Here is a 23,926-nt window from a genome sequence, read left to right as displayed (position 1 = left end):
TGTCTACCGTACACCGAAGTGTCCGGCAGACACCTGTGTGTCCCGAGGACACCGATCGTGAAGGGGCTGGCATGGTGATCCGCACGCACGTCGGGGTCAGCCTCGACGGGTTCGTGGCCGATGCGGACGGCGTGGCGGCCTGGGAGTCGCTGCCCGGTTACGAGCACCGCTCGCACGGCATCGCCGAGGTGCTGGAGCACTGCGAGGCCGTGGTGATGGGCCGGGCCACCTTCGACCGCGGCCTGGCCCGTTGGTCCCAGGACTGGCCGTGGACCGACAAAGAAGTGCACGTGCTGACCTCCCGGCCGTTGCCGTCCGACGTGCGGGCGCGGGCCTGCGACGACCCGGCGGAACTGCTGCGCCGCCTCCAGCTCACCGGTCTCATGGGCGACGTGCACCTGCTCGGCGGGGCCCGCACGATCCGAGCCTTCCTCGAACTCGGGGCCGTCGCCCGGCTCGGCGTCGTCGTGCTGCCGATGCTGCTGGGTTCCGGCGTCCCCCTGTTCGCCGGCACCCCCGGCCAACCCCTGCACCTCCAGTGCCAGCGCACCCACCCCGGCGGCGCCATAGAGCTGATCTACACCCCCGCCTGACGCCTTTTTCGCTTGGAAGGGGCCTTCCTGCACTCGGAGTGGAGGAAAGCCCCTTCATGGCGTCGGTCAGTTGTGCGTGAAGGCGGTCATGGTGTGGGTGTACTGCCAGTCGGCCTGCTGGACGCCGGAGCAGGCGTCGGAGTGCTGGCCGGGGCAGGAGCCGCTGTCGCGGCCGAGCGCCCAGAACGACAGCGAGCCGATGTTGTGCTGCCACGACCACACCGTCACGTCGACGGCGTCGCGCGGGGTGAAGATCTCCAGCGGGCCGGTCTCGCCGCCCGAGCCGTAGTCGTCGATGCCGACCATCTCGATGATGCCGATCTGCGGCCACAGCTTGGCGTCCGGCGTGCCCGGGTGCAGCGCGCGCAGGGCGGCCAGCAGCAGGGCGGCCGCCGTCTTGGTGTCGGCGGCCATCTGGTGCGGCTTGTCGTCGTAGTAGTCGAAGGTCATGATGTTGACGATGTGGATCTCGGCGCCGTTGGCCTTGGCGTTGGCCAGCATGTCCCGCGAGCCCTGGGTGACGCCGATGACGTCGGTCGGCACGGTGTAGTCGAACTGGATCAGGCGGTGGTTGGCCGCCGCCCACTTCTCCACCTCGGCGATGGCCTTGTTGCGACGGTCCACGCCGGCCAGGTTCTTCTGCATCGGCCCCTCGACGTCGAGGTCGATACGGGTGATGTCGTAGGTCGTGATCACCTTCTCGAAGTTCGCGGCGATCTTGGCGACATCGGTGCAGCTGTCGGCGATGTCGGTGCCGTGGCCCGACGCGTCGCCGCCGCCGTACGACGCGATCACGTCGCCGCCCATGGCCCGCAGCCGCTTGATGGAGTCGCCGTACTGGGCCGGTGAGATCGGCCGGTTCGGGTCGCCGTCCCAGGTCGCCTCGCAGGAGCCGGCGACCGGCGTCTGGAGGAAGGCCATGGTCAGGTAGCGGGCGCCGGAGGCCGCCGCCTGCTCCGCCGGGTCGCCCGGCTTGTACGTCTGGAAGTACGGCGCGAACACGTGCGCCGGAATCGCCCGCTGGTGGTGTTCGGCCGCCGCCGCGGGAGTCACCGTGGCGGCCACCGCGGCGAGTGCCGCGGCCGCGGCCAGCCCACGGGCCAGTCGTGAGGTCAACATGCCCCACAGCCTCTCGGAACCGGTACCGAAGGTCCAGACCTTTGTCCGGAACAACCCGGGACCGGTTCCGACATTGACAGCAGATGACCGGCGCGTGACCATGAGAGCGCTCTCACACCCTGACCCGAGAGCACGGCCGCCTCGCCACCCTGCCCACGACGAGGGGAATTCACGTATGCGCACGACAAGGTTGTTGTGCACCATCGCCGCCACCGCGGTGGCCGCCGGTGTGCTGGTCGCACCGGCCCAGGCCGCGGTGCCGGCCACCATCCCGCTGAAGATCGTCAACAACTCCGGCAAGTCCGGCCCGGTCTACATCTACGACCTCGGCACCAACCTGGCCACCGGCCAGCAGGGCTGGGCCGATGCCAACGGCGGCTTCCACGCCTGGCCGCCGGGCGGCAATCCGCCGACCGCCGCCCCGGACGCGTCCATCGCCGGGCCGGGCAACGGCGGCTCGGTCACCATCCGGATCCCCAAGTTCTCCGGCCGGGTCTACTTCTCCTACGGCCAGAAGCTGGTGTTCAAGCTGACCACCGGCGGCCTTGTCCAGCCGGCCGTGCAGAACCCCAGCGATCCCAACCGGAACATCCTGTTCAACTGGTCCGAGTACACGCTCAACGACGCCGGCATCTGGATCAACAGCACCCAGGTCGACATGTTCTCCGCGCCCTACGCGGTGAGTGTCGGCTCGAAGACCACCGGGCACCTCAAAGCCGGCGGCTACAACGCCGTGCTGAACGGGCTGAAGGCGATGAGCGGCTGGTCCGGGCTGATCCAGACCTCCGGCAGCAGCGTGATCCGCGCGCTGTCACCGGGGCACGGGGTCGAGACCGGGGCGCTGACCGAGAGCGCGATGGCCGACTACGTCAATCGCGTGTGGAGCAAGTACGCCGGCTCGACGCTGACCGTGACGCCGTTCGCCGACCAGCCCAACACCAAGTACTTCGGGCGGGTCTCGGGCAACGTCATGAACTTCACCAACAGCGCCGGGCAAGTGGTCACGTCGTTCCAGAAACCGGACGCCTCCAGCATCTTCGGCTGCTTCAAGCTCCTTGACGCGCCGAACGACCTGGTCCGCGGGCCGATCTCCCGCACGCTGTGCGCCGGCTACAACCGCGGCACGCTGCTGACCTCGGCCAACCAGCCCGACAACAACGCCGGCGACTTCTACAAGGACAGCGTGACCAACCAGTACGCCAAGCTGATCCACGCCCAGATGGTCGACGGCAAGGCCTACGCGTTCGCCTTCGACGACGTGGGCAACTTCGAGTCCCTGGTCAACGACGGCAACCCGAGCAGCGCCACGATGACCCTGGACCCGTTCAACTAGGTTCTACGGGTGCACAAGCCCAGCAAGGCCGAGTTGGCCGCCGCCCACGGCACCGTCATCGACGACCTGATCGCTCCCGGTCTGAACGTCCTGTTCTGCGGGATCAATCCGGGTCTGTGGTCGGCGGCCACCGGTTTCCACTTCGCCCGTCCCGGCAACCGCTTCTGGCCGGCGCTGCACGCGGCCGGCTTCACGCCGCGACTGTTCGCCGCGTCCGAGCAGAAGCTGTTGCCGGGACTGGGTCTGGGCATCACCAACGTCGTCGCCCGGGCAACCGCCCGGGCCGACGAGCTGACCGCCGACGAGTTCGTGGCCGGCGGCCAGCGGTTGGTGTCGGTCGTGCTGGAGTGCCGGCCGAGATTCCTTGCCGTGGTGGGCGTCGGCGCCTATCGGACCGCGTTCGACGCACCGAAGGCCACGGTTGGCTTGCAGGACAAGGTGATCGGCGACACCCGGGTGTGGGTGCTGCCCAATCCCAGTGGCCTCAACGCGCAGTGGCAGCTGCCGGCGCTGGCGGCGGAGTTCGGTCGGCTGCGGGAAGCAGCGACACCGTCCCGGCCGCCCCGTCGACCGTGATCACGTCACCGGTGGCGATGCGCAGCGTGGCGTTCGGAACCCCGACCACCGCGGGGATTCCGTACTCCCGGGCGACGACGGCGCCGTGCGAGTTGGCGCCGCCCATCTCCATCACGAGTCCGCCGGCGGTCAGGAACAGCGGCGTCCAGCCCGGATCCGTCGACGGGGCAACGAGAATCTCGCCCGGTTCGAGGTGTGCGCCGACCGGATCCAGCACCACCCGGGCGGTTCCGGTGATCTGACCGGTGGACGCGGCGGTGCCGATCATGGCCCCGTCGGCCGGCGGGGCGCTGATCGCCTCCGGGTCGGTGCCGTCGGACAGCAGCATCTGCGGCACCCGCCGACGCCTGATCTCCCGGTCGTACGACTCGTGGCGGCCGGCGACGATCTCCCGGAAGTCCTTGCCGTCCAACGCTTCCCGGCATTCCTTGAGCGAAAGGAAGAACACGTCGTCGGCCCGGTCGATCCGGTTGGCGGCAGCCAACTCCGCACCGACGTACTGGAGCTGGCGGCGGACCTGGGCCAGGAACTGGATCAGGAAGAACTTCGGCGTCTCGCGCAGCCCGGCCAGCCGCCGGGTCCGGCGCAGGGCGAAGCCGACCAGCCGGCCACGGACGCCACCAGCCTTGGCGGACAACGACTGGATCATCGCCTCGGCCTCGGCCGCGCCCCGCTTGAACTGGGCATCCGGTGCGGCATCGGGGTCGTCGACACGCAGGTAGTTGGCCAGCACACCGAGAATATGGGCCGGGTCGTCGGACCAGCGCGGCATGCCCGGGTCGATCTCGGCGACCGCGCGATGACCGTAACGGCTCAGGAATCGTTGCACCGCAGGCGAGGCCACGGATGGTTCAACCCCTTCGGCCCGCAGCTCGGTCGCCACCCGCCACAGCTCCAGGTCCATCTCGGTGGTCACGTTGTGTGGGAGTCCACGAAGGACGGTCTCCAGCCCTTCGCCGCTGCCCAGCAGCTTTCGTGCCCAGGCCAGCATGACGAACCCGGCCAGCGGCGTCGGCAGTGCCCGGGGCAGCATCGTCGGAATCAGCGGCAGCGCCTGGATCACGTGGTCGAGCCTGGTCCGTGAATCGTGCTCGCCGGTCAGGGTCGCCCGACCGGCCAACCACGCGCCCAGCCGGTCGAGCCGCCGCTCGGCCGCCGCCGGCCGGATGATCGCCTCGACCAGCCGGAACGGGAAACCCATACGCAGCGCCAGTTTCAGGATACGCAGCGCCGCGCGGGCCGCGCCGGGCCGCAGCGACATGTCGGGGTCGTCGAACAGCGACCGCATCGCGGCGGCCGACCGCGCCTCCATGACGTCGAAGACCTTCGGCACGATGAATCGGCCCAGGCGACTGCGCACGACGGCGGTGACGTCGGCGTACACGCGCTCACCGGCGTCGGAGAAGAACGCCGGCCCGGCCAGGGCATCGGTCACCGGCAGCCGGAACATGCGGCGGCCGCCGCTGGCGATGAGCCGGAACGAGGCGATCCCCATCGGCGTGATCGGCCGATACAGGCCCTGCGCAACGGAAACACAGAGGTAGGCGTGCCGGCCGCGGCCGTCGTTGGACGGGCTGTCGGGCACGGGGTACAGCGTCGTGATCGGCCGGGCCTGGGTCAGCCACAACCGCCCGTCGGCGTCGATGGCCCACTCCGTGTCCTGCGGGCTGCCGTAGTGCCGCTCGACCCGGTCGCCGAGTTCCGCCAGCGCCAGGATCTGCTGGTCCGACAGGCACGCTTCGGCCGAGTCGAGCGGAACCTCTTCGGTGCCACCGCCGGCGACCGACCGGATGGCAACCTTCTTGTCTCCCAAGCGCCGCTGGAGGATCGTCGCCGACGCCGTGTCGACCACGAAGTGGTCGGGATTGACCGAGCCCGACACCACCGTCTCCCCCAGCCCGGCGTTGGCGTCGATCACGGCCTCGCGCCGCCGGCCGGTGACCGGATTGGCGGTGAACAGCACGCCGGCCACCGCGGAGTCGACCATGAGCTGCACCACCACGGCCAGCTCAACAGCGCCGTGGTCGATGCCGTTGCTGTCCCGGTAGGCAACGGCGCGATCGGTCCACAGCGACGCCCAGCACCGACGGACGGCGTCGAGCACCCTGTCGACGCCGACGACGTTGAGGAAAGTGTCCTGCTGGCCGGCAAAACTGGCGAACGGCAGGTCCTCGGCGGTGGCCGACGAGCGCACCGCGACCGGGGCATCCGCGCCCAGCTCCAGGTAGCGCGTGCGGATCTCGTCGGCGATGTCGGCCGGGATCTCCACGCCGAGGAGCACGTCCCGGACCTGGTCCAGCGGCACGCCGGCGGCCACCCGCCGGTACGCCTCGGTGGTGACGCAGAAGCCGGGCGGCACCGGCAGGCCGGCCGCGGTGAGCACGCCCAGGTTGGCCGCCTTGCCGCCGACCGTGGCCAGCATGGTGCCGTCGATCCCGGTGAAGTCCAAGGTCAGCGTTGACATGACGCCGAGGTTAAGACCAAGCGCCGGTAAACTCAACAGCTGTTGAATAACGAGTTCACGACTCGGTGTGCCGGTGCACCGCGAACATGGCCTGTTCTTCGCCCTCCCCCACGCAGCCGACCAGCTGTTCTTCCAGTCCGCTCATGTCGACGCCGATCAACACCAGGCTGGTGCGATGACTGCCCGATCGGGTGGGCCGGAAGCGCAGGAAGCCGCCGACCACCTGGAGTTCGAGGGTGCCGTGCCGTCCGAAGTGGACGTACCCCTTGATCCGGAACACGCCCTCCGGGCGGCCGTCGAGGAAGGCCATCAGCCGCTCGGGGTGCATCGGCTCGTCGGACTCGAACACGATGCTCTGGTACGCCGCGTGCACGTGCTGGCTGTGGTCCTCGAGGTCGTCGAACGACAGCTGGGCCGGCTTCGGCCGCTCGCGCCGGTCGAACAGCAGGCCGGGGTCGAGCCGCCCGTGCTCGGTCGTGACGATCGCCGCGCCGTCGGCCAGCTCCGTCACCACGGCGAACACCTCGGCCAGCTCGGCCGCGTCCACCCGGTCGATCTTGTTCAGCACCACCAGGTCGGCCACGGCCAGGTGCTTGTCCAGCTCCGGATGCCGCGCGCGGGTGGCCGTGAACTCGACCGCGTCGACCACCTCGACCAGGCCGCCGTAGTCGACCGCCGGATCGGCGCTGCCCAGCACCTGCTGGGCCACCGCCTGCGGCTCGGCGATGCCGCTGGCCTCCACCACGATCACGTCCACCGCGCCGGTGAGCTTGCCCAGCACGTCGTCGAGACCGCCCCCGTCGGTCACGCAGCACACACAGCCGTTGGACAGCGACACCATCGAGTCGACCTGGCCGGCGACCGCCATCGCGTCGATGTTGACCGCGCCGAAGTCGTTGACCACCACCCCGATCCGCGTGCCGCCGCCGGCCCGCAGCAGGTGGTTGAGCAGAGTCGTCTTGCCGGCGCCGAGAAAACCGGCCAGCACGATCACGGGGACGGCCACCATGATCCCTTCCCAGGTCCCGATTTTCGCCAAGGATATCCGGCATCGACTCTCACGCTGCGCGCACGGGCGTGTTCGCACGGCCGCCGCGTGCCTGGCGGTAACGCCCGGCCGGCCCAGCGCCGGCTGCTCCCGCTGGCCGCACTCCCCCTCCGAACCGGACCAAACCGCGTTTCGCCTGCCGGGAACCGGGCAATCGTCGGTGGTCACACCAACGAAGGAGGAAACCATGTCGACCACAGCAATCGTGATCGTGGTCGTAGTCGTCGTCGTGCTGCTGGTGGGTGCGCTGGTCGCCCTGCCGTACCTCAAGCGCCGCCGGCTCCAGGAGAAGTTCGGCCCGGAGTACGAGCACCTGGTGCGGGACAAGGGAGATCGCCGCAGCGCCGAGCACGAGCTCGAGGAAAGGCAGCGCCGGCACGACAAGTTCGAGCTGCGTCCGCTGACCAAGGAGAGCCGCGAGGGCTACCTGCGCGACTGGACCTGGGCCCAGGAGCAGTTCGTCGACTCGCCGCACGGCGCGGTCCGCCGGGCCGACGAGCTGGTCGGCCAGATCATGCGTGAGCGCGGCTACCCGGTCGAGGGCACCGAGCAGCAGATCGCCGACCTGTCCGTCGAACACGGCCAGGTGCTGGACAGCTACCGGATCGCCCACGGCATCTCCAGCCGCGGCGACGACGACGCACCGTCCACAGAGGACCTGCGCAACGCCATGCGGCACTACCGGACCATCGTCGAGGACCTGCTCGACCACGCCACCACGGAGCGGAGCAAGTGATGCGCCAGCACGAGAACGTCACCACCACCGAGGACATCGCCAACCCGACCCGGGGCACGGCCGACGAGCCGCGCGCCGAGACGGACCCGATCGACTCCGACCGGACCGACGACCGTGCCGACTTCGACCGGACGGACACCGGCCGGACCGGCACCGAGGACCGGCTGTACGACCAGGACCACCTGAGCGGCGACCGGATCACCGAGGTCGACGAGACGGCTCGGCCCTCCGACACCACCCTGACCGGCCAGAAGCAGCCGACCGACCGCCCCGACGCGGCCGCCGACGTGCTGTTCGACGAGGCCGACGCGACCCGGTTCCGTACCCGCTGGAGCGAGGTCCAGGCCGGCTTCGTCGACGACCCGAAGCGGGCCGTGCAGGACGCGGACGTGCTGGTCGCCGAGCTGATGCAGTCGGTGGCCTCAGCGTTCAGCCAGCGCAAGCACCTGCTCGAGGAGCAGTGGCAGCAGGGGTCGCACGCCGAGACCGAGGATCTCCGCCTTGCCCTGCGCGGCTACCGGTCGTTCCTCGACCAGCTGCTGGCGCGCTGACCAGTCGGGGCAGCCGCCGCCACCCTGATGCCGACCCTGAAATGACCCTGGTCCTGGCCCGATGAGCCGCCGGGCCCGGCGCCGGCCGGGCAGGATGAGGGCATGAAGACCCTGCTGAACCTGATCTGGCTGGTGCTGTCCGGCTTCTGGATGGCGCTCGGCTACGCCGTGGCCGGCCTGATCTGCTGCGTGCTGATCGTCACGATCCCGTTCGGCATCGCGTCGTTCCGGATGGCCAGCTACGCCCTGTGGCCGTTCGGCCGCACCCTGGTGGACAAGCCGACCGCGGGCGCGGGGGCGCTGCTGGGCAACATCATCTGGATCGTGGTTGCCGGCTGGTGGCTGGCACTCGGTCATCTGGTCACCGGCTTCCTGCTCTGCGTCACGATCATCGGCATCCCGTTCGGCATCGCCAACTTCAAGCTGATCCCGGTGTCACTGCTGCCGCTCGGCAAGCAGATCGTCGAGACCTGATTTCGTCACGCCGCGCGCCGCGAGTGCGGCTTTGAAGGCGTGCAGCGCCGCGAAAGCGCCTGTGGTGGCGGTCGTCCCGGGAGCGACCAAAACGTCACGGTGCCGGGGCGGCAGCGCGAACAGCGCGTCGGCGACGGCGAGCTGGCGGCGCTGCGCCACCGGCACCACGGTGTCCGTGCCCTCGCCGACCACGTCCTGCACGGTGCGGAACAGCCACAGCCGTGTCTGCATGCCTTTGCCCAGGTCGGTGGCGGTGGCGGCGCGGACGAGGGTCTGCGTGACGACGTCGTCGGCCCAGGCCTGACGGCCCCCGGTCAGCCGGTTCGCGTACGCCATCAGCGCGGCCCCGTGCTGCTGGTACAACGCCCGGACGACCTTCTCACCCCTAGCCATGGTTTGAGTTTCAACCATTGAGCGGGCCGCGACATCGGGGAAACCCACAGCGCTCAGGGGCGTGACGAAACCCGGCCCCGCTCCACCGCCCATGCCGCCACCTGGGCCCGGGTCCGCAAGTCGAGCTTGGTGCGGATGTGCAGCAGATGCGTCTCCACGGTCCGCTCGGAGATCGACAGCCGGCCGGCGATCTCCCGGTTGGTCAGGCCCTCCGCGGTCAGCATGGCCACGTCGCACTCGCGCTGCGACAGCGGCGAGTCGTCGTTCGCGACCGGCGCCCGCAGCGAGTACGCGACCGCCTGCTCCAGGGTCATCCGCTCGCCGGCCTCGGTCGCCTCCCGCGCGGCCTGCGCGCTCAGCGCCGCCCGCGCGGTGGCCATCGCGGCATCGACGTGCCCCTGCCAGAACGGTTCCCGACGCATCCGCCACTTCCGCAGCTGGGCCGCCATCGCCGTGCCGAGCAGCAGCGCGCGCTTGGGCTCGCCGGTCAGCGCCGCGACGATCGCCAGCCCCTCGACCGGATACGTGGACGGCTCGCCCGCCGTCGGGCAGGCCTCGACGCTGCGCAGGAAGTAGTCCCCGGCCTGGTCGATCTTCCCGCGCTCCAGCGCGATGCCGCCGGCCGAGTGCAGGATCTCCATCTGCTTCACCGGATCCGCCAGCTCCAGGTAGACCGGCAGGCACTCCTCGATCAGCTCCGCCGCCCGCACCAGATCGCCGCCGGCCAGCGCGCCGTAGCCGAGATTGTGCAGGCCGACCGCGGTGTCCAGCGGCCGGCCGAGGGGCCGGACCAGGTCGACGCAACGCTGGGCGCAGCGCAGGCTGCGGTCCAGGTCGCCCAACGCCTGGTAGACCATGGAAAGCAGGGTCATGTTGCGGCCGAGCACCACCGCCCGCCCCTGTGGCTCCTCCAGTGCCGCCGCCTCCACGGCCAGCTCGAGGGCGTGTTCGAAGTCTCCGGCGGTGAAGTTGAACCAGCCCAGTTCGATCAACGCAAGGCTGCGGTACGGATTGTCGGCCGTCGTGATGGTCAGCGCGGCCTCGAGCAGCTTGCGGATCTGGACCGTGTGCCCCTGCCGCCGCCAGGCACCGCCGAGCGCCGCGGCCAGCACCGCAAGGCGCTCGTCGCGGCGCGCCGTCGTCCATTCCACGGCCTGCAACAGGTTGTCGCGCTCATCGTCCACCTTGGGGCCGTCGTCGTACACGGTGAGCAGCATCTGGTCCACGTAGTGCGACTCGCCGAGCGAGGTCAGCCAGCCGACCAGCCGCTCGGTGGTGTCGTCGACCTCGCCCGCCTCGGCCAGCTTCTCCCGTGCGTACAGCCGGATCGACTCCAGCTGGCGGAACCGCTGGATCACCCCGGGCACGGCCACGACCAGCGACTTCGCGTCGAGGTCGGCCAGCAGCCGCAGTGTGCGCTGCGGCGACGTCCCACAGACCGCGCTGGCCGAGTCCAGGCTGAAGTCGCCGGCCAGCACCGACAGGCGGCGCAGCGCCTCCCGTTCGGTGTCGTCGAGCAGCTCATAGCTCCACTCGATGGTCGCACGCAGATCGCGGTGCCGCGTCGCGGCCGTACGGGGGCCGCGGGACAGCAGCTCGAACCGGTCGTCAAGGCGGGCAAGGATCTCGTCCACCGACAGCACGCGCACCCAGCGCGCGGCGAGTTCGATCGCCAGCGGAATGCCGTCCAGCCGTACGCAGATCTCGGCGACGACCGGGCGGTTCGCGTCGGTCAACTCGAAGTCCGGGCGCAGCAGGCGAGCCCGCTCCACGAACAGCTGCACGGCGTCCGACCGCGAGGACACGACCTCGTTGGGCAGCGAGAGATGCCCGACCCGCAGCACCGCTTCGCCTGGCAGGTCAAGGGATTCGCGGCTGGTGACCAGCACGCGCAGCTGCGGGCAGCCGGTCAGCAGGGCATCGGCCATCGACGCGCTCGCGTCGACGAGATGCTCACAGTTGTCGATCACGAGCAGTGCACGCTTTCCTTGCAGCGCATGGACAACCGTGTCGACGAGGTCCTCGCCGCCCTGCTCGCGCACGCCCAGCGCGGACGCGATCGTCTGGGCCAGCAGGTGATCGCTGGTCAGCGGGGCCAGCTCGACGATCCAGACACCGTCCGGATAAGTCGCCGCCGCGCGCGCCGCGTACTCGGTGGCCAGCCGCGTCTTGCCGGCGCCGCCCGGGCCGACCAGGCTCACCAGACGGGCCCGGCGCAGCAGAACGCCGGTGTCGGTCAGCTCATGGACGCGGCCGATGAAGGCGTCCCGACTGGCTGGCAGACGGCGTGCCGCCGTGGCTTGCGGCTCGGCACCGGTCTCCTCGGGCTGGGGGTCACCGGTGCGCTGGCGGTAGGCCCGCTGGCGGCAGGCAGGCGAGCAGAACCGAGCCGGCCGACCCGGTCCGTCGGCGCGCGACGGCAACTCGTTCCCGCACGTCTCGCAGCGCGTCGGTGCCACTGACAACGGCACTCCCTCTCCTGCACCCGTGACTCGACCCTACCCGCGGCGGGACGGGACATCGTAGCGACCGAGGCCCCACGGCTTCCAGGAGTTGCCCCTCCGCGCCGAGATACACGAATCCGGCTACAACATCAGATCGATTGCGACCAATCGAGCTGTGCCATCAGGTCCGCGTCGCCGGACGGGGCCGGCCGGGCCTGCGGCGGGGTCTGCGAGGACGTGCGCGCCGCGGTGAACCGGGCACTCGTGGCGATGTTCTGCTCGACCCGGGGCCGGCGCAGGGATTCGTAGGCTTCCAGCGCCTCGGTCGTCACGCCGAGGTCGCGCAGGGCCTTGCCCAGCACCACCGCGTCCTCGATGGCCATCGACGCGCCCTGGCCCGTGGCCGGGGAGGCGGCGTGGGCGGCGTCGCCGATCAGCAGCAGCCGGCCCGACCGCCATGGCATGCCTTCCGGCAGATCCTTGGCGTTGGTCACCATCAGCCGGTCCGCGGTGGCCGCGATGATCTCCGCCGCCGGCGTGTTGTCCGCTTCGACCAGCGGCAACAGCACGGCGCGCCAGTGCTCGGGCGTACCGGCGGCGATGTCGTCGGCGCTCAGTTCGTCGTCGGCCACGCGGCAGAACCAGTTGGTCTCGCCCTGCGGCGACACCGTGTAGCCCATCGCCGCGCCGCTGCCGCGGACCATGTCGATCCGGCCCGGCTCGTGGTCCGGCTTCGCGTCCGAGGTGTAGCCGTAGAAGACGCGCTGGCCGGCGTAGCGGGGCGTGGTCGGCGCGAACAGCTGCCGGGTCGTCGAGTTGAGGCCGTCCGCGCCGAGGATCAGGTCGCCGGTGGCCGTGCTGCCGTCCGCGAAGGTCACCGTGTCGTCGTCGATGTTGGTCAGGCGCTTGCCGTGCACGATCTCGATACCCCGGCGGACCGCTTCTTCGCGCAGCGCCGCACCCAGTTCGGCCCGACCGATGCAGCGGTAGTGCTTCAGCGGGTCGTCCTGCTCGCCGATCGGTGTGACGCCCAGCACATCGCCGGTGTTCGCGGTGATGCGCATGCTGGTCAGCGGGAAGCCGACCCGGGCGATCGCCTCGGCCGCGTCCAGCTGGGCCAGCGCGATCATGCCGTTGCTGGCCAGCGTGAGGAAGGCTCCGATGTCGGCGCCGGTGTTCGGGTGGGCCTCGTACACGGTCGCGTCGAAGCCCGCCTTGTGCACGGCCAGGGCCGCCGACGTGCCCGCGATGCCGCCGCCGATGATCAGGATTCGCGTCACGGGTCCATTATTGCGGGTGATCAGGAGGTACCGATGCCAGGACCGTTGAGTGGGCTGCTCGTCGTCGCCGTCGAGCAGGCCGTCGCCGCGCCGTTCGCGACCCGTCAGCTCGCCGACCTCGGCGCCCGGGTCATCAAGATCGAGCGGCCCGGCGGCGACTTCGCCCGTGACTACGACGCTGCCGTGCACGGTCAGTCCAGCCATTTCGTGTGGCTCAACCGTGGCAAGGAGAGCGTCGAGCTCGACCTGAAGCAGGACGCCCATGTGTTGCGGGCTCTGCTCGCCCGGGCCGACGTCTTCGTCCAGAACCTCGCCCCCGGTGCCATGGGTCGACTCGGGTTCGGTGCGTCCTTGGCCGAGGACTTTCCGCGGCTCATCACGTGCGACATCTCCGGTTACGGCTCCGATGGGCCCTACCGTGACCGCAAGGCGTACGACCTGCTCATCCAGAGCGAGGCCGGGCTCATCTCCGTGACCGGTACTCCGTCGTCGCCGGCGAAGGTCGGCATCGCCGCCGCCGACATCGCCGCCGGAATGTACGCGTACAGCGGCATTCTCACCGCGTTGTACGACCGTTCTCGCACCGGGCGGGGCTGCGCTTTCGAGGTGTCCATGCTGGAGGCTCTGGGCGAGTGGATGGGTTTTCCTTACTACTACGGCGTTTATGGCGGTTCCGCGCCCGTTCGTAGCGGCGTCCATCACGCCACCATCGCGCCTTATGGCGCTTACCGGGCCGGTGACGGCGCCGTGCTCCAGTTGGGCGTGCAGAACGAGCGCGAGTGGCTCGAGTTCTGCCGGGTTGTCCTTCTGCTGCCCCATGTCGCTGTTGACGCCCGTTTCGCTTCGAACTCCGCTCGCGTGGCGCACCGTTCGGAGCTCGACGCCGTGATCGACTCCGTCTTCGGCGGGTTGAGTGGTTCCGAGCTCGTCGGGCGATTGGAGTCCGCCCGGATCGCTTTCGGTCAGCAGCGCACCGTTGCCGAGTTCGCTCAGCATCCCCAGCTACAGTCCCGTGATCGTTGGCGCACCGTCTCGACGCCCGGCGGCGACGTCCAGGCTTTGTTGCCGCCCGTCACCGTTCGCGGTCAGGAGCCTTCGATGGGTCCCGTGCCCGCTGTGGGCCAGCACACCGAGTCCGTCCTTCGTTGGCTCGGCTTCTAGGCCCGCTTGAGCCGTTCGCGGGCCTCGCCCTCCGACAACGCCGTGATGCGTTGCCCCATCGCATGTTGACACTTCGCGTCGAAGGCCCTCGTCCAGACCCCCGCCGCCCACGCCCTTCTTCTTTCGTTCTCGTCGAGCTCCCGTCCCCGCGCCCGGCCGTACGCCACGAGGAACCGTTCCGTCTCTTCCACCGTGGCCAGTTCTTCGGGGTCGACCGTCGAATGCAGCGCCGCCGCACACCCCACCAGGACCGCTTCGCTCTCCGCCGCCACGCTGTCCCAGTCGTGCACCACCAGCAGTTCGCCTTCATTCCAGCGCACGTTGCCCGCCAGCCAGTCGCAATGCCCGATCACCGCCGCGCCTTCGTCCGCCCGCAGCCTTTCCCGGGCCCTCCGCCCCGCTTCGTCGATCCACTCCGCTCCCGCCACGCCGTCCAGGTCGGGCTTGGGCCACAGTCCTTCCCCGCAGTGATTCCAGTCCATCCACTCCGGTGGCGGGTTGAGCGTTCCTACCTCTTCCGGCCTCGGCGCAAGCTCCATCAGCCCCACAAACGCTTCCGCAAATGCCACCGACGCGTCTTTCCCGCCCGGCAGCACCGCCCCGCCCGGCACGTACCTTTCCGCCGTCGCCATGTCGCCGCCCAGCCTCTCCACGCCCGTCAGCGGCTCCGGGCACGGGTAGCCCGCTTCGAACATACGGCGTTGAACTTCCACACATGCCGCCAGGCGCGGCGAGTCCGGGCGTACCTTGACCACCACCTCCCGCCCGTCATCCAGCCGCAGCCCCATCACCGCCGACAGATGCCCCGACCTGAAGAGCTCCTTCGCCGGCCCACTCCCCAGATGCTCCACACACCACCGGGCCAGCAGGTCAGAATCCACAGCATGCGATCGAGATGGCATCTCCCCATCCTCGCACGCAGTGGTTGCCGGCTCAGCTTTGTCGGGGGCCTGTAGCCAGGATCCGCTCCGCCGGGGCTGCTTCAGGCGCCCGCGCCGCGCGGTTGACATCCCTCTCTCCCAACACATTCCAGAATGTCGCCCGCCTGGTCGTGTGGGTTGGGTGCGCGAGGGAGGCGGGTGAATGGTGCTGGAAAGCGCTTTTCTGAAGGCGGCTTCAGGATGGTGACACGATCGTGTATGGGTTGGTGTGTAACGGAAATCGATCTTTTGGGGCGCGTAGAATGGGGGTATGGAAGAGGGCTGGGGGAAGTCTGTGGAAGACGAGTTGTGGAAGTATGGGGAGGGGGAGTTGTGGGAGGTGGGTGGGGAGATTGAAGAGCGGCGTAGGAGGGATTATGCGCGGCAGGTGGGGGTGGTGGCGGAGTTGTGGTCGCGGACGCCGGGGGCGAAGGACGATCGCCGGGCGATGGTGACGGATCTGATGCGGCGGTGGAAGCTCACGCGGGGGCAGGGGCGGGAGCTGTTGCGGCATGCGGAGTTGTTTCGTAGCAGGCAGATCAGGGAAGCGGCGGGGGCGGGGGTGCTGAGTCGGCTGCATCTGAACGTGATCGGGAAGACTCTGGATGAGGCGCCGGAGGTCGATCGGGACAAGGTTGAGGCGGTGTTGCTGGAGAACGCGGTGGAGTTTGACGGGGCGCGGTTGAAGGCGATCGGGCTGCGCATCTTGCAGTTGTTGGATCAGGACGGGAAAGCGCCGGATGATCGGGAGTTGGCGCGGCCTGAGCGGGAGTTGTCTGTGGAGACGCGCCGGGATGGGTCGGTGGTGATCAGGGGGCGGATTGATGCGGAGGCGGGGGCGGGGTTGGAGGCGTTGCTGAGTCCGTTGGCGAAGCCGACGTCGGGCAAGGACTCGCGTACGTTGGTGGAGCGGCAGGGGGATGCGTTGGTGGAGATCATCGGGATGGCGGCGGCGAGTGAGGATCTGCCGGTGGAGGGTGGGGAGCGGCCGCATCTGGCGTTGACGATGTCGATGGCGGAGTTCGAGCAGCGGAAGGCGACCGCGCGGATTGAGGGTGGGGGTGTGCTGAATGTGCATTCGGTGCGCAGGATTGGGTGTGACAGCAAGGTGATGCGGGTGATCTTGGGGCGAGGTCGGAGGTGCTGGATGTGGGGCGGGCCCGGCGGACGATCCCGGGGCCGATCAGGAAGGCGTTGATACAGCGGGACAAGGGGTGTGCGTTTCCGGGGTGTGATCGCCGGCCGCGTCAGTGTCACGGGCATCATGCGGTGCACTGGGCTGATGGTGGGGTGACCGCGTTGGACAATCTGGTGTTGCTGTGTGGTGAGCATCATCGGGTGGTGCATCACGGGAACTGGGGAGTACGGATCGAGGACAACGTGCCGGTGTTCGACGACCTGCTGAAGGCTAGTTGTGCAAGGCCTCGGCCAGGGGCAGGAAATGCCGCATGAAGTCGGACCACGAAACGGGGCCGGCGGGGCGGAGGACGAACTTGGACAGGCCGGCGTCGAGGTAGCGGTCCAGGAGGCGCCGGGCGTCGTCCCAACTGGTGGCGACGAGGTCGGCGGGATCGATGCCGGGGGCACGGTCGGAAGCGGCGCGGGCCAGCTCGGGAGGAATGCCGAACGGGGCGACGGCCAGGGAAAGGCCGTAGTGGTCCTCCTCGACCTCGCGGCCGGCGTCAGCGGCGGCGGCCTTGATGGTCTCGACGGCCAGCTTGGCCTGAGACGGAGAGACGAAACTGCCGAGCCAGCCGTCGGCGAGGCGGCCGACGCGGCGAAGGGCGGACGGGGCGCTGCCGCCGACCCAGATGTCCACCGGACGGGCGGGGCGGTCGGCGAGGGAAACACCGTCCAGCTGGAAGAACTCGCCCGAGAACTGGACGTTGTCCGAGGTGAGCAAGAGCTTCACGAGCTGGAGCGACTCGTCGAAAACGGCGGCGCGACGGCCCGAAGGGACGGGAAACAGGTTCCACTCGGCGCGGCGGGCCGGACGGAGGCCGAAAACGGGCAGGACACGCCTCGGCGCCAAGCCGGCGAGCGTGGCCAACTGCTTGGCCACCAGGACGGGATGACGGCCGGGCAGCACCGAGACACCGGTGCCGACCTTCAACCGGACCGTACGGGCCAGCGCATGGGTCATGCCGATCAACGGCTCCACATTCGCGCCGTACACGACCTCGGACAGCCACAGCGAATCGACGCCGGCGGACTCCAACTCGTCCACCACCGACGGGAAGTCGGCGGCGCCGGCGCCGAGGCCGACGCCCAACCGCACCTTCACCACGGCTCAGTCCTCGCGGACCTGCACATCGACGACGTTCGGGTAGAAAGCGACATAGTCCTTGATGTCGGCGACGGCGTCATACGGCTGCTCATAGGTCCACACGGCGTTGTCGGCCGACGTCTCCCCCGCCCGAATGCTGTAGTACGAGGCGTCACCCTTGTACGGGCAATACGTCTCGTGCGCAGACCGCTCCAACAGGGAAAAGTCCACGTCGGCGCGCGGAATGTACTGCACGGCGGGATAGGTGCTCTCCTGCAAGGTCAACGCGGCCCGCGTGTCGGCGATGACCCGCCCGCCGACCGTCGCGACCACATGCTGGCCCTGGGCGGTCACGGTGATCGGGTGCTGCGCGTCAGGAACCTTCACCGGCTTGCTCGTCGTCATACGACGTGCAACACCCCGGACCCCTGCGGTTGTTCCCCCACACCGATCACGCCTGGTAGGGCGCGGACAGGTCCGAGACGATGACGTGGGAATTGTCGTCGTAATAGATGTAGAACTCGGTCTCGGTGCCGTGCACGGAATCGTCGGGGGCGGCGAAACCGGCGACCCAGCCGAGGTCGTTGTGCACGGGACCGGTGTCGGTCCAGAAGAACCAACGGCCGTCGCGGGTGCGGACGAACTCGTGGACGGCGAGGGTGGAGCGGTCGGTGGCGAACATGTGCTCGCTGCCGTCGGCGTTCCAGATGTAGGAGTCGTTGGCCAGGAAAGGCTCCGCTATGCCACGCGAACCGGTCACGGCGGTGACGTCGGTGTCGGTCCAGCCGGCAGCGGTCCAAGCGGCCTCGTGCACGTCGCCGTCGGAACCGGGATAGCGCAGCACGTATCGCTGGGTGTGGCCCTCACGCAAGAACACCATGGAGATGAGGTTGAAATAGGTGAGCTGGTACTGCCCACCGACGCGAAGATCGGACCACTGGCCACGCCGGCCGACCAACACGTGTGGATAGCCGTCGGCACTGAGGTAGCCGATGGCCTCGCCGTCGAGGCCGAGGGACGTGGCGTGCAGGGACCAACCGAGGTCGTCGATCATGTGGACGCCGCTGGCGGCGGACACGTTGACGAAACGCCAGCCGACACCGGGCTTGAACACAGCCTGCCAGAGCTCGCCGGCGTTGGTGTCGACCCGCTCGAACGTGATGTGCTGCTCGCCGTCCTGCTCATACCCGTGCGGATCCATGCTGACGTCGGGCCCGCCGTAGGTCGCGGTCAGGTCGACGGTCTGCCACGTCGGCGAAGCGTCGCTCGACCACGTCTCCATCAAGTGATGCCGCACGCCGTCCTCGTAGACGATGTGCGAGCTGTGGTCCCACGAATACGAGTACGCCGACAGGAAACCGCCGTAGACGTGATCGACGGCCCGGGTCCACGTCCAGCCGCCGCCCGGCGACGAGCTGGCCACGATGAGCTCGGAACCGTGATAGCCGACGTAGGCGAAGTGCCGCTTCAGGTCCCACGGAGTCGACCACCCGACCGGTTGGCCCAAACCGATGGGCGCGCCGATCGACGTGGTCAGGTCCTGGGCGGTGAAGTAGCCGTTGCCGGCGTGCGCGGCCGGCGCGCCGAGCACGGCCAGGCCGGCGGCCAACACGAGCGACAGCATGCCCTTGCGTCTCACTGATTCCCTTTCAGGCCTGGAAAGGCGCGGTCAGATCGCCGACGATCACGTGCTTGTCGTCGTCGTAGTACACGTAGAACTCGGTCTCGGTGCCACTGGTGAAGTCGTCCGCCGCGGCGAAGGCACAGACCCAGCCGGGACTGTTCGGGTTGGGACCGGTGTCCCGCCACAGGAACCAGCGGCCGTCGTAGGTCCGCACGTACTCGATCACCGTGCCGTCGTCGGTACCCGTGAACATGTGCTCGCTGCCGTCGGCATTCCACAGGAACGAGTCGCTGGTCGTGTTGGGCACCTGCCGCGGGGCGGCGCCGGTGACCGCGGTGACGTCGGTGTCGGTCCACCGGCCGACCTGCCACGCCGCCTCGTGCATGTGGTGATCGCTGGTGATGTAACGGAAGGCGTAGCGCTGCAGGTGCCCGTAGCGCAGGAACGCCATGGAGTTCACGGTGTAGTACTCGTGGTCGTCGGCGGCCACGCCGACCCGGGTGTCCAGCCATCGGCCACGCTGCCCCATGAGCACGTGCGGATAGCCGTCGTCACCGATGTAGCCGACGGCCTCGCCGTCGAGGCCGAGCGACCGCGCGTTGATCCACCAGCCTTCGTTGTACGCCGGCTTGATGCCCGTGAGCGCGGTCAGGTCCGTGAACGTCCAGTCGCCGCCGGGCTTGTACACGGCCTCCCACAGCGGTCCCCCCGGGTTCGCATCGCGAAAGACGATGTGCTGCTGGCCGTCCTGCTCGTAGCCGTGCGGGTCGGTCTGGATCAGCGGGCCGTTGTGGGTGGCGGTGAGATCGACCTTCTGCCAGGTCGGCGAGGTGTCGCTGGACCACCATTCGATCAGGTGATGGGTCACGCCGTCGGCATAGACGATGCGCGAACTGTGGTCCCAGGAGTACGCGTACGCGCTGTAGAACGTGTTGATGGGCTCGCGACGGACGAGCGAGGTCCAGCTCCACGCGCCTCCGACGGCGGCCGACGCGACGATGAGCTCGCTGTCGCCACCGTAATAGGCAAAGTGCCGCTTGTTGTCCCACGGCGTGGTCCAGCCGACCTGGGGGCCGAATCCCGTCGGCGCGCCCGCGGTGGCGGTGAGATCCTGCTTGGTGAAGAAGCCGTTGCCGGCGTGCGCGGCCGGCGCGCCGAGCAGCGCCGCGACCATGGTGAGGGCAGCCGCCAGCACGGTGGCCCGAATACGTGACATGGCGACATCCTGGCCAGCGGCTTGATCGGCGCACATACGCAAATGTGCGTAGTCTCGGCCCGTGGAGCCGAGTTCGATCACCGAGGTCCTGGACGGGCGGTGGGCCACGCTGCGCCGCACGGTGCGGGAGCAGCTGGCCGGCGTCGAGTACCGCGACACCAGCGGCCTGAGCACCGAAGAGCACCGAGCGCTGGTGTTCGAACAGCTGCACGCGCTGGCCAAGACGGACGGTCCGAAGCTGGGCTTCGACCGCGCCTACGGTGGCGGCGGCGACATCGGCGGCTCGGTGGTGGCGTTCGAGACGCTCGGCTTCGGCGACCTGTCGCTGATGGTGAAGGCCGGCGTGCAGTGGGGGCTGTTCGGCGGGGCCGTGCAGCTGCTGGGCACGCGCCGGCACCACGAGCGCTACCTCGCCGACATCATGGACCTGACGCTGCCGGGCTGCTTCGCCATGACCGAGACCGGTCACGGTTCGGACGTGCAACATCTGCGCACGACGGCCACGTATGACGGCACCGACTTCGTGCTGCACACGCCCCATCAGTCCGCACGCAAGGACTACATCGGCAACGCGGCGCGGGACGGCCGTGCGGCGGTGGTGTTCGCGCAGCTGATCACCGACGGCCGCGGGCGCGGCGTGCACGCCTTCCTGGTGCCGATCCGTGACGACGAAGGCAATCCACTGCCCGGAATGTCCATTGAGGACTGTGGCCGCAAGGGCGGCCTGAACGGCGTGGACAACGGACGGCTGAGCTTCGACCACGTCCGCGTGCCGAGGGAGAACCTGCTCGACCACTACGGCCAGGTCGAGCCGGACGGCACCTACCGCAGCCCGATCGACAGCGACAACCGGCGCTTCTTCACCATGCTGGGCACGCTGATCCGGGGCCGGGTCAGCGTGGCCGGCAGCGCCGGCAGCGCGGCCAAGCGCGCGCTGACCGTCGCCGTCCGCTACGCCGACGCCCGCCGCCAGTTCAACCGCCCGGACGACGCCCGCGAGGTCGTGCTACTGGATTACCAGGCGCACCAACGCAAACTGCTCCCCGCTTTGGCAAAGTCCTATGCGCTGCACTTCGCCCAGGAGAACCTGACGCGGTCCCTGGACGAGTTGCAGAGCACCTCCGAGCCGGACGAACGCCGGCAGCGTGAGCTGGAGTCCCACGCCGCCGGCATCAAGGCACTGTCCACCTGGCACACCACGGCCGTGATCCAGACCTGCCGCGAGGCGTGCGGCGGAGCCGGTTACCTGGCCGAGAACCTGCTCACCACGCTGAAGGCCGACACGGACGTGTTCACCACGTTCGAGGGCGACAACACGGTGCTGCTGCAACTGGTGGCCAAGGGCCTGCTGACCAACTACCGCAGCCAGTTCGAGGATCTCGGCACGCTCGGCCTGGCCCGTTTCGTCGCCGAGCAGTTCGTCGGCCTGGTCGCCGAGCGGCTGCCCAGCCTCGGCCCCGGCCGGGAGGACGCCGACGCCCTGTACGACCGCGGCTGGCAGCTGCGGGCGTTCGAGGACCGTGAGGCGCACGTGCTGGACGGCCTGGCCCGGCGGCTGCGCCGGGCCGCGAGTGGTGACGCCGATCCGTTCGAGGTGTTCAACAGCGCGCAGGACCACGTGCTGCGCGCCGGCCGCGTGCACACCGAACGCGTTGTGCTGCAAGCGTTCGCGGACGCGGTCGAGCGGTGTGCCGACCCGGAGGTGCAGCGCCTGCTCGACCGGGTGTGCACGCTGTACGCGGTGCACACGGTGAACGAGGATCTGGCCTGGTTCCTGGCCCACGGCCGGCTGGCGGCCGGTCGCGGCAAGGCGGTGAACGGTGCGGTGAACAAGCTGTGCGCCGAGCTGCGGCCGCACGCCCGCATACTGGTCGACGCTTTCGCTGTGCCAGAACGCTTCCTCGATGCGGCGATCCTGCGTGAGGAACCGGATCGTCAAGAAGCCCAGTGGCAGGAGGATCAGGCGAACGCCGCCAGCTGATAGTCCAGCGGCGCCTTGGTCATGCGGTTGGCGAAGGTGGACAGGGTGTAGGTGCCGATGCCCAGCACCACCTCCAGCGCCTGCTGCGTGGTGTAGCCGTGCTCGAGGAACTCCTTGAGCACCACGTCATCGACGCCGCCCGCGGTGGTCATGACCTCGATCGTGAAGGTACGCAAGGCTTCCAGCTTCACGTCGGGCAGCGGCCGCTGTTCGCGCAGCGCGGCCACCAGGTCGGCGTCGGCCCCGATGCCGCCGAGCATGGCGGTGTGCATGGCGATGCAGACGTGGCAGCCGTTGCGCACGGCCACGGTCATGACCACGGTCTCGCGGGCCAGCGGCTCCAGCGACGTGTTCTCGAACATCTTGGTGAGCTTGAGGAAACCGTCAAGCAGCTCCGGCGACGCGGCCAGCCGGGCCATCGGCGCCGGCAGGTAGCCGAGCTGGTCGACGGTGGCCTTGAGCGACCTACGGGCCGCCTCGGGCGCGGTCTCCAGGGTGTGGTCGACGAACAACTTTCTCCTCCGGATGGACTAGGATCGTCAACATGGTTGTCGATGCGATCGGTGAAAAGGTAAACCAGGTTGTCGAGTTGCGCAATGGCTAATACCGACGAGCCTGGCTTCGCCCTGCCCCTGCTGCTGTTCGCGGGCTTCCGCACGCTCATCGACCGCCTGCACGCCGACCTGGCCGCGCAGGGCCACCCCGACCTGCGGCCGGCGCACGGCTTCGCGTTGCAGGCGATCGGCCGCGCCGGCACCACGGCCAGCGAGATGGGCCGCCGCCTCGGCGTGTCCAAGCAGGCCGCCGGCAAGACCGCCGACCGGCTGGAAGCGATGGGCTACGTCGAACGCATCGACGACAGCCAGGACGCCCGCCGCAAGCTTGTCCGCCTCACCCCACGCGGCGTGGACGCGCTCGTCCGATCAGCGCAGATCTTCGAGGTGCTCCGCGCGGAGTGGGCGCACACGCTGGGGCCGCAACGACTCCGCGACATGGAGGCCGGCCTGCGCACCATGACGCCCGGCAACTTCTTCCGGCTGGACGCCCCCGGCTGGTTCACCGGGTGAGCCGGTTCGTACGGTGATCACATGGCCGACACCCGCCGGCGCCTGATCGACGGCGCGATCGAGACGATCCGGCAGCACGGCATCGCCGGCACGTCCGCGCGCAGCATCGCGGCCACCGCCGGCGTCAACCAGGCGCTGGTCTTCTACCACTTCGGCAGCGTGAACGACCTGCTCAAGGCGGCCTGTCTGGCCGCGACCAAGGACCGGCTGGACCAGTTCGAGGAGCGGCTGGCCACCGTGCCCAGCCTGCGCGACCTGCTGGCCGCCGGCCGCGAGCTGCACGCCGAGGAGCAGGCCCGCGGCAACGTGCGGGTGCTGGCCCAGATGATGGCCGGTGCGCAGGGTGATCCGCAGCTGGCCGAGGCGACCGGGGCCGCGCTGCGCCTGTGGGTGACGCCGATCCGCCAGGCCCTGGACCGCCTGCTGGCCACGTCGCCGGTGGCCGATCTGATCGACATCGGCGGGCTGGCCGAGGCGCTGTGCGCCGGTTTCATCGGCCTGGAGCTGTTCGAGGGCGTGGACCCGGCCGGGGCCGAGGCCGCACTGTCCGCCTTGGACCGGCTGGCCGTCCTCGTCGAGGTCGTGGACGAGCTAGGCCCTCTAGCCCGCAAGGCCCTCCGGGCCAAGCTCCGAACGCGGTGAAGGGGCCCTTCCTGACGTTGAACGTCAGGAAGGGCCCC

At 69.4% G+C, this 23,926-nt stretch carries 24 protein-coding genes; 12 read left to right on the top strand and 12 right to left on the bottom strand.

The window, feature by feature from the left end:
* Positions 1 to 71 precede the first annotated feature (71 nt).
* Positions 72 to 593 carry a dihydrofolate reductase family protein gene (locus M3Q35_RS03060; RefSeq protein WP_273940049.1) on the top strand — a complete coding sequence of 174 codons (522 nt, stop codon included), beginning with the start codon at positions 72 to 74 and terminating at the stop codon, positions 591 to 593.
* Between the two features lie 66 nt (positions 594 to 659).
* On the opposite strand, the gene M3Q35_RS03055 is transcribed toward M3Q35_RS03060, so the two are convergent.
* The gene (locus M3Q35_RS03055) at positions 660 to 1,712 is read right to left on the bottom strand and encodes a glycosyl hydrolase family 18 protein (RefSeq protein WP_273940048.1); all 1,053 of its coding nucleotides are present in this window, start codon (positions 1,710 to 1,712) and stop codon (positions 660 to 662) included.
* Positions 1,713 to 1,887: 175 nt separating this feature from the next.
* Between M3Q35_RS03055 and M3Q35_RS03050 the strand changes: the two genes are divergently transcribed.
* On the top strand, positions 1,888 to 3,045 hold the full coding sequence (locus tag M3Q35_RS03050) for a glycoside hydrolase family 64 protein (protein WP_273940047.1): 1,158 nt from the start codon (positions 1,888 to 1,890) through the stop codon (positions 3,043 to 3,045).
* 9 nt (positions 3,046 to 3,054) lie between these two features.
* Complete coding sequence (mug, locus tag M3Q35_RS03045; protein WP_273940046.1) at positions 3,055 to 3,621, top strand: G/U mismatch-specific DNA glycosylase; 567 nt, start codon at positions 3,055 to 3,057, stop codon at positions 3,619 to 3,621.
* Here the strand turns inward: mug and M3Q35_RS03040 are convergent.
* Both M3Q35_RS03040 and M3Q35_RS03035 read right to left on the bottom strand, forming a co-directional pair.
* On the bottom strand, positions 3,530 to 6,085 hold the full coding sequence (locus M3Q35_RS03040) for a PEP/pyruvate-binding domain-containing protein (protein ID WP_273940045.1): 2,556 nt from the start codon (positions 6,083 to 6,085) through the stop codon (positions 3,530 to 3,532). The genes mug and M3Q35_RS03040 overlap by 92 nt on opposite strands.
* A 55-nt stretch (positions 6,086 to 6,140) precedes the next feature.
* Positions 6,141 to 7,094: a CobW family GTP-binding protein gene (locus M3Q35_RS03035; RefSeq protein WP_273940044.1), complete on the bottom strand. Its 954-nt coding sequence runs from the start codon at positions 7,092 to 7,094 to the stop codon at positions 6,141 to 6,143.
* A gap of 226 nt (positions 7,095 to 7,320) precedes the next feature.
* Between M3Q35_RS03035 and M3Q35_RS03030 the strand changes: the two genes are divergently transcribed.
* The 3 genes from M3Q35_RS03030 (at position 7,321) to M3Q35_RS03020 (ending at position 8,894) form a co-directional block, all read left to right on the top strand.
* Positions 7,321 to 7,869, top strand: coding sequence for a hypothetical protein (locus M3Q35_RS03030; protein WP_273940043.1), 549 nt, complete (start codon positions 7,321 to 7,323; stop codon positions 7,867 to 7,869).
* On the top strand, positions 7,869 to 8,420 hold the full coding sequence (locus M3Q35_RS03025; RefSeq protein WP_273940042.1) for a hypothetical protein: 552 nt from the start codon (positions 7,869 to 7,871) through the stop codon (positions 8,418 to 8,420). Before M3Q35_RS03030 ends, M3Q35_RS03025 begins: the two co-directional genes overlap by 1 nt.
* A 102-nt stretch (positions 8,421 to 8,522) precedes the next feature.
* On the top strand, positions 8,523 to 8,894 hold the full coding sequence (locus tag M3Q35_RS03020) for a YccF domain-containing protein (protein ID WP_273940041.1): 372 nt from the start codon (positions 8,523 to 8,525) through the stop codon (positions 8,892 to 8,894).
* Here M3Q35_RS03020 and M3Q35_RS03015 read toward each other — a convergent pair.
* From M3Q35_RS03015 to M3Q35_RS03005, 3 genes are all read right to left on the bottom strand, one after another.
* Complete coding sequence (locus tag M3Q35_RS03015; protein ID WP_273940040.1) at positions 8,856 to 9,287, bottom strand: sigma factor; 432 nt, start codon at positions 9,285 to 9,287, stop codon at positions 8,856 to 8,858. The genes M3Q35_RS03020 and M3Q35_RS03015 overlap by 39 nt on opposite strands.
* A 53-nt stretch (positions 9,288 to 9,340) precedes the next feature.
* Positions 9,341 to 11,746, bottom strand: a complete 2,406-nt coding sequence (locus M3Q35_RS03010) for an ATP-binding protein (RefSeq protein WP_273944237.1) — start codon at positions 11,744 to 11,746, stop codon at positions 9,341 to 9,343.
* A 134-nt stretch (positions 11,747 to 11,880) separates the two neighbouring features.
* Positions 11,881 to 13,011, bottom strand: coding sequence for an FAD-dependent oxidoreductase (locus tag M3Q35_RS03005; RefSeq protein WP_273940039.1), 1,131 nt, complete (start codon positions 13,009 to 13,011; stop codon positions 11,881 to 11,883).
* A gap of 33 nt (positions 13,012 to 13,044) precedes the next feature.
* On the opposite strand from M3Q35_RS03005, the gene M3Q35_RS03000 reads away from it, so the two are divergent.
* Positions 13,045 to 14,172 carry a CaiB/BaiF CoA transferase family protein gene (locus M3Q35_RS03000; RefSeq protein ID WP_273940038.1) on the top strand — a complete coding sequence of 376 codons (1,128 nt, stop codon included), beginning with the start codon at positions 13,045 to 13,047 and terminating at the stop codon, positions 14,170 to 14,172.
* Here the strand turns inward: M3Q35_RS03000 and M3Q35_RS02995 are convergent.
* The gene (locus M3Q35_RS02995) at positions 14,169 to 15,053 is read right to left on the bottom strand and encodes a phosphotransferase family protein (protein WP_273940037.1); all 885 of its coding nucleotides are present in this window, start codon (positions 15,051 to 15,053) and stop codon (positions 14,169 to 14,171) included. The genes M3Q35_RS03000 and M3Q35_RS02995 overlap by 4 nt on opposite strands.
* Positions 15,054 to 15,363: 310 nt before the next feature.
* On the opposite strand from M3Q35_RS02995, the gene M3Q35_RS02990 reads away from it, so the two are divergent.
* Together M3Q35_RS02990 and M3Q35_RS48745 are read left to right on the top strand one after the other, a co-directional pair.
* Complete coding sequence (locus tag M3Q35_RS02990; RefSeq protein WP_273940036.1) at positions 15,364 to 16,290, top strand: DUF222 domain-containing protein; 927 nt, start codon at positions 15,364 to 15,366, stop codon at positions 16,288 to 16,290.
* Positions 16,233 to 16,544 (top strand): HNH endonuclease signature motif containing protein, encoded by a 312-nt coding sequence (locus M3Q35_RS48745; RefSeq protein ID WP_420704757.1) that lies wholly within the window; start codon positions 16,233 to 16,235, stop codon positions 16,542 to 16,544. The genes M3Q35_RS02990 and M3Q35_RS48745 overlap by 58 nt, the downstream gene beginning before the upstream one ends.
* Here M3Q35_RS48745 and M3Q35_RS02985 read toward each other — a convergent pair.
* Genes M3Q35_RS02985 through M3Q35_RS02970 form a run of 4 tightly spaced genes read right to left on the bottom strand, consistent with a single transcriptional unit; the run spans position 16,501 to position 20,198 of the window.
* Entirely contained in the window at positions 16,501 to 17,379 is an 879-nt protein-coding gene (locus M3Q35_RS02985; protein ID WP_273940035.1) for a TIGR03854 family LLM class F420-dependent oxidoreductase, read from the bottom strand. The genes M3Q35_RS48745 and M3Q35_RS02985 overlap by 44 nt on opposite strands.
* Before the next feature lie 3 nt (positions 17,380 to 17,382).
* Positions 17,383 to 17,763 (bottom strand): DUF427 domain-containing protein, encoded by a 381-nt coding sequence (locus tag M3Q35_RS02980; protein WP_273940034.1) that lies wholly within the window; start codon positions 17,761 to 17,763, stop codon positions 17,383 to 17,385.
* 46 nt (positions 17,764 to 17,809) lie between these two features.
* On the bottom strand, positions 17,810 to 18,997 hold the full coding sequence (locus M3Q35_RS02975) for a hypothetical protein (RefSeq protein ID WP_273940033.1): 1,188 nt from the start codon (positions 18,995 to 18,997) through the stop codon (positions 17,810 to 17,812).
* A 10-nt stretch (positions 18,998 to 19,007) separates the two neighbouring features.
* A complete protein-coding gene (locus M3Q35_RS02970; protein ID WP_273940032.1) occupies positions 19,008 to 20,198 on the bottom strand; it encodes a hypothetical protein in 1,191 nt (396 codons plus the stop codon).
* A 61-nt stretch (positions 20,199 to 20,259) separates the two neighbouring features.
* Here M3Q35_RS02970 and M3Q35_RS02965 point away from each other — a divergent pair, with 61 nt between their 5' ends.
* A complete protein-coding gene (locus tag M3Q35_RS02965) occupies positions 20,260 to 22,179 on the top strand; it encodes an acyl-CoA dehydrogenase family protein (RefSeq protein ID WP_273940031.1) in 1,920 nt (639 codons plus the stop codon).
* Here the strand turns inward: M3Q35_RS02965 and M3Q35_RS02960 are convergent.
* Positions 22,158 to 22,691, bottom strand: a complete 534-nt coding sequence (locus tag M3Q35_RS02960; RefSeq protein ID WP_273940030.1) for a carboxymuconolactone decarboxylase family protein — start codon at positions 22,689 to 22,691, stop codon at positions 22,158 to 22,160. The genes M3Q35_RS02965 and M3Q35_RS02960 overlap by 22 nt on opposite strands.
* An 84-nt stretch (positions 22,692 to 22,775) precedes the next feature.
* Here M3Q35_RS02960 and M3Q35_RS02955 point away from each other — a divergent pair, with 84 nt between their 5' ends.
* Both M3Q35_RS02955 and M3Q35_RS02950 read left to right on the top strand, forming a co-directional pair.
* The gene (locus M3Q35_RS02955) at positions 22,776 to 23,246 is read left to right on the top strand and encodes a MarR family winged helix-turn-helix transcriptional regulator (protein WP_273940029.1); all 471 of its coding nucleotides are present in this window, start codon (positions 22,776 to 22,778) and stop codon (positions 23,244 to 23,246) included.
* A gap of 21 nt (positions 23,247 to 23,267) precedes the next feature.
* Positions 23,268 to 23,888: a TetR/AcrR family transcriptional regulator gene (locus tag M3Q35_RS02950; RefSeq protein WP_273940028.1), complete on the top strand. Its 621-nt coding sequence runs from the start codon at positions 23,268 to 23,270 to the stop codon at positions 23,886 to 23,888.
* Positions 23,889 to 23,926 lie beyond the last annotated feature (38 nt).

It is taken from the genome of Kutzneria chonburiensis, assembly GCF_028622115.1.
GTDB lineage: Bacteria > Actinomycetota > Actinomycetes > Mycobacteriales > Pseudonocardiaceae > Kutzneria > Kutzneria chonburiensis.
Note: the sequence above shows the minus strand (reverse complement) of the source record. Positions and strands in the feature narration are given on the sequence as shown.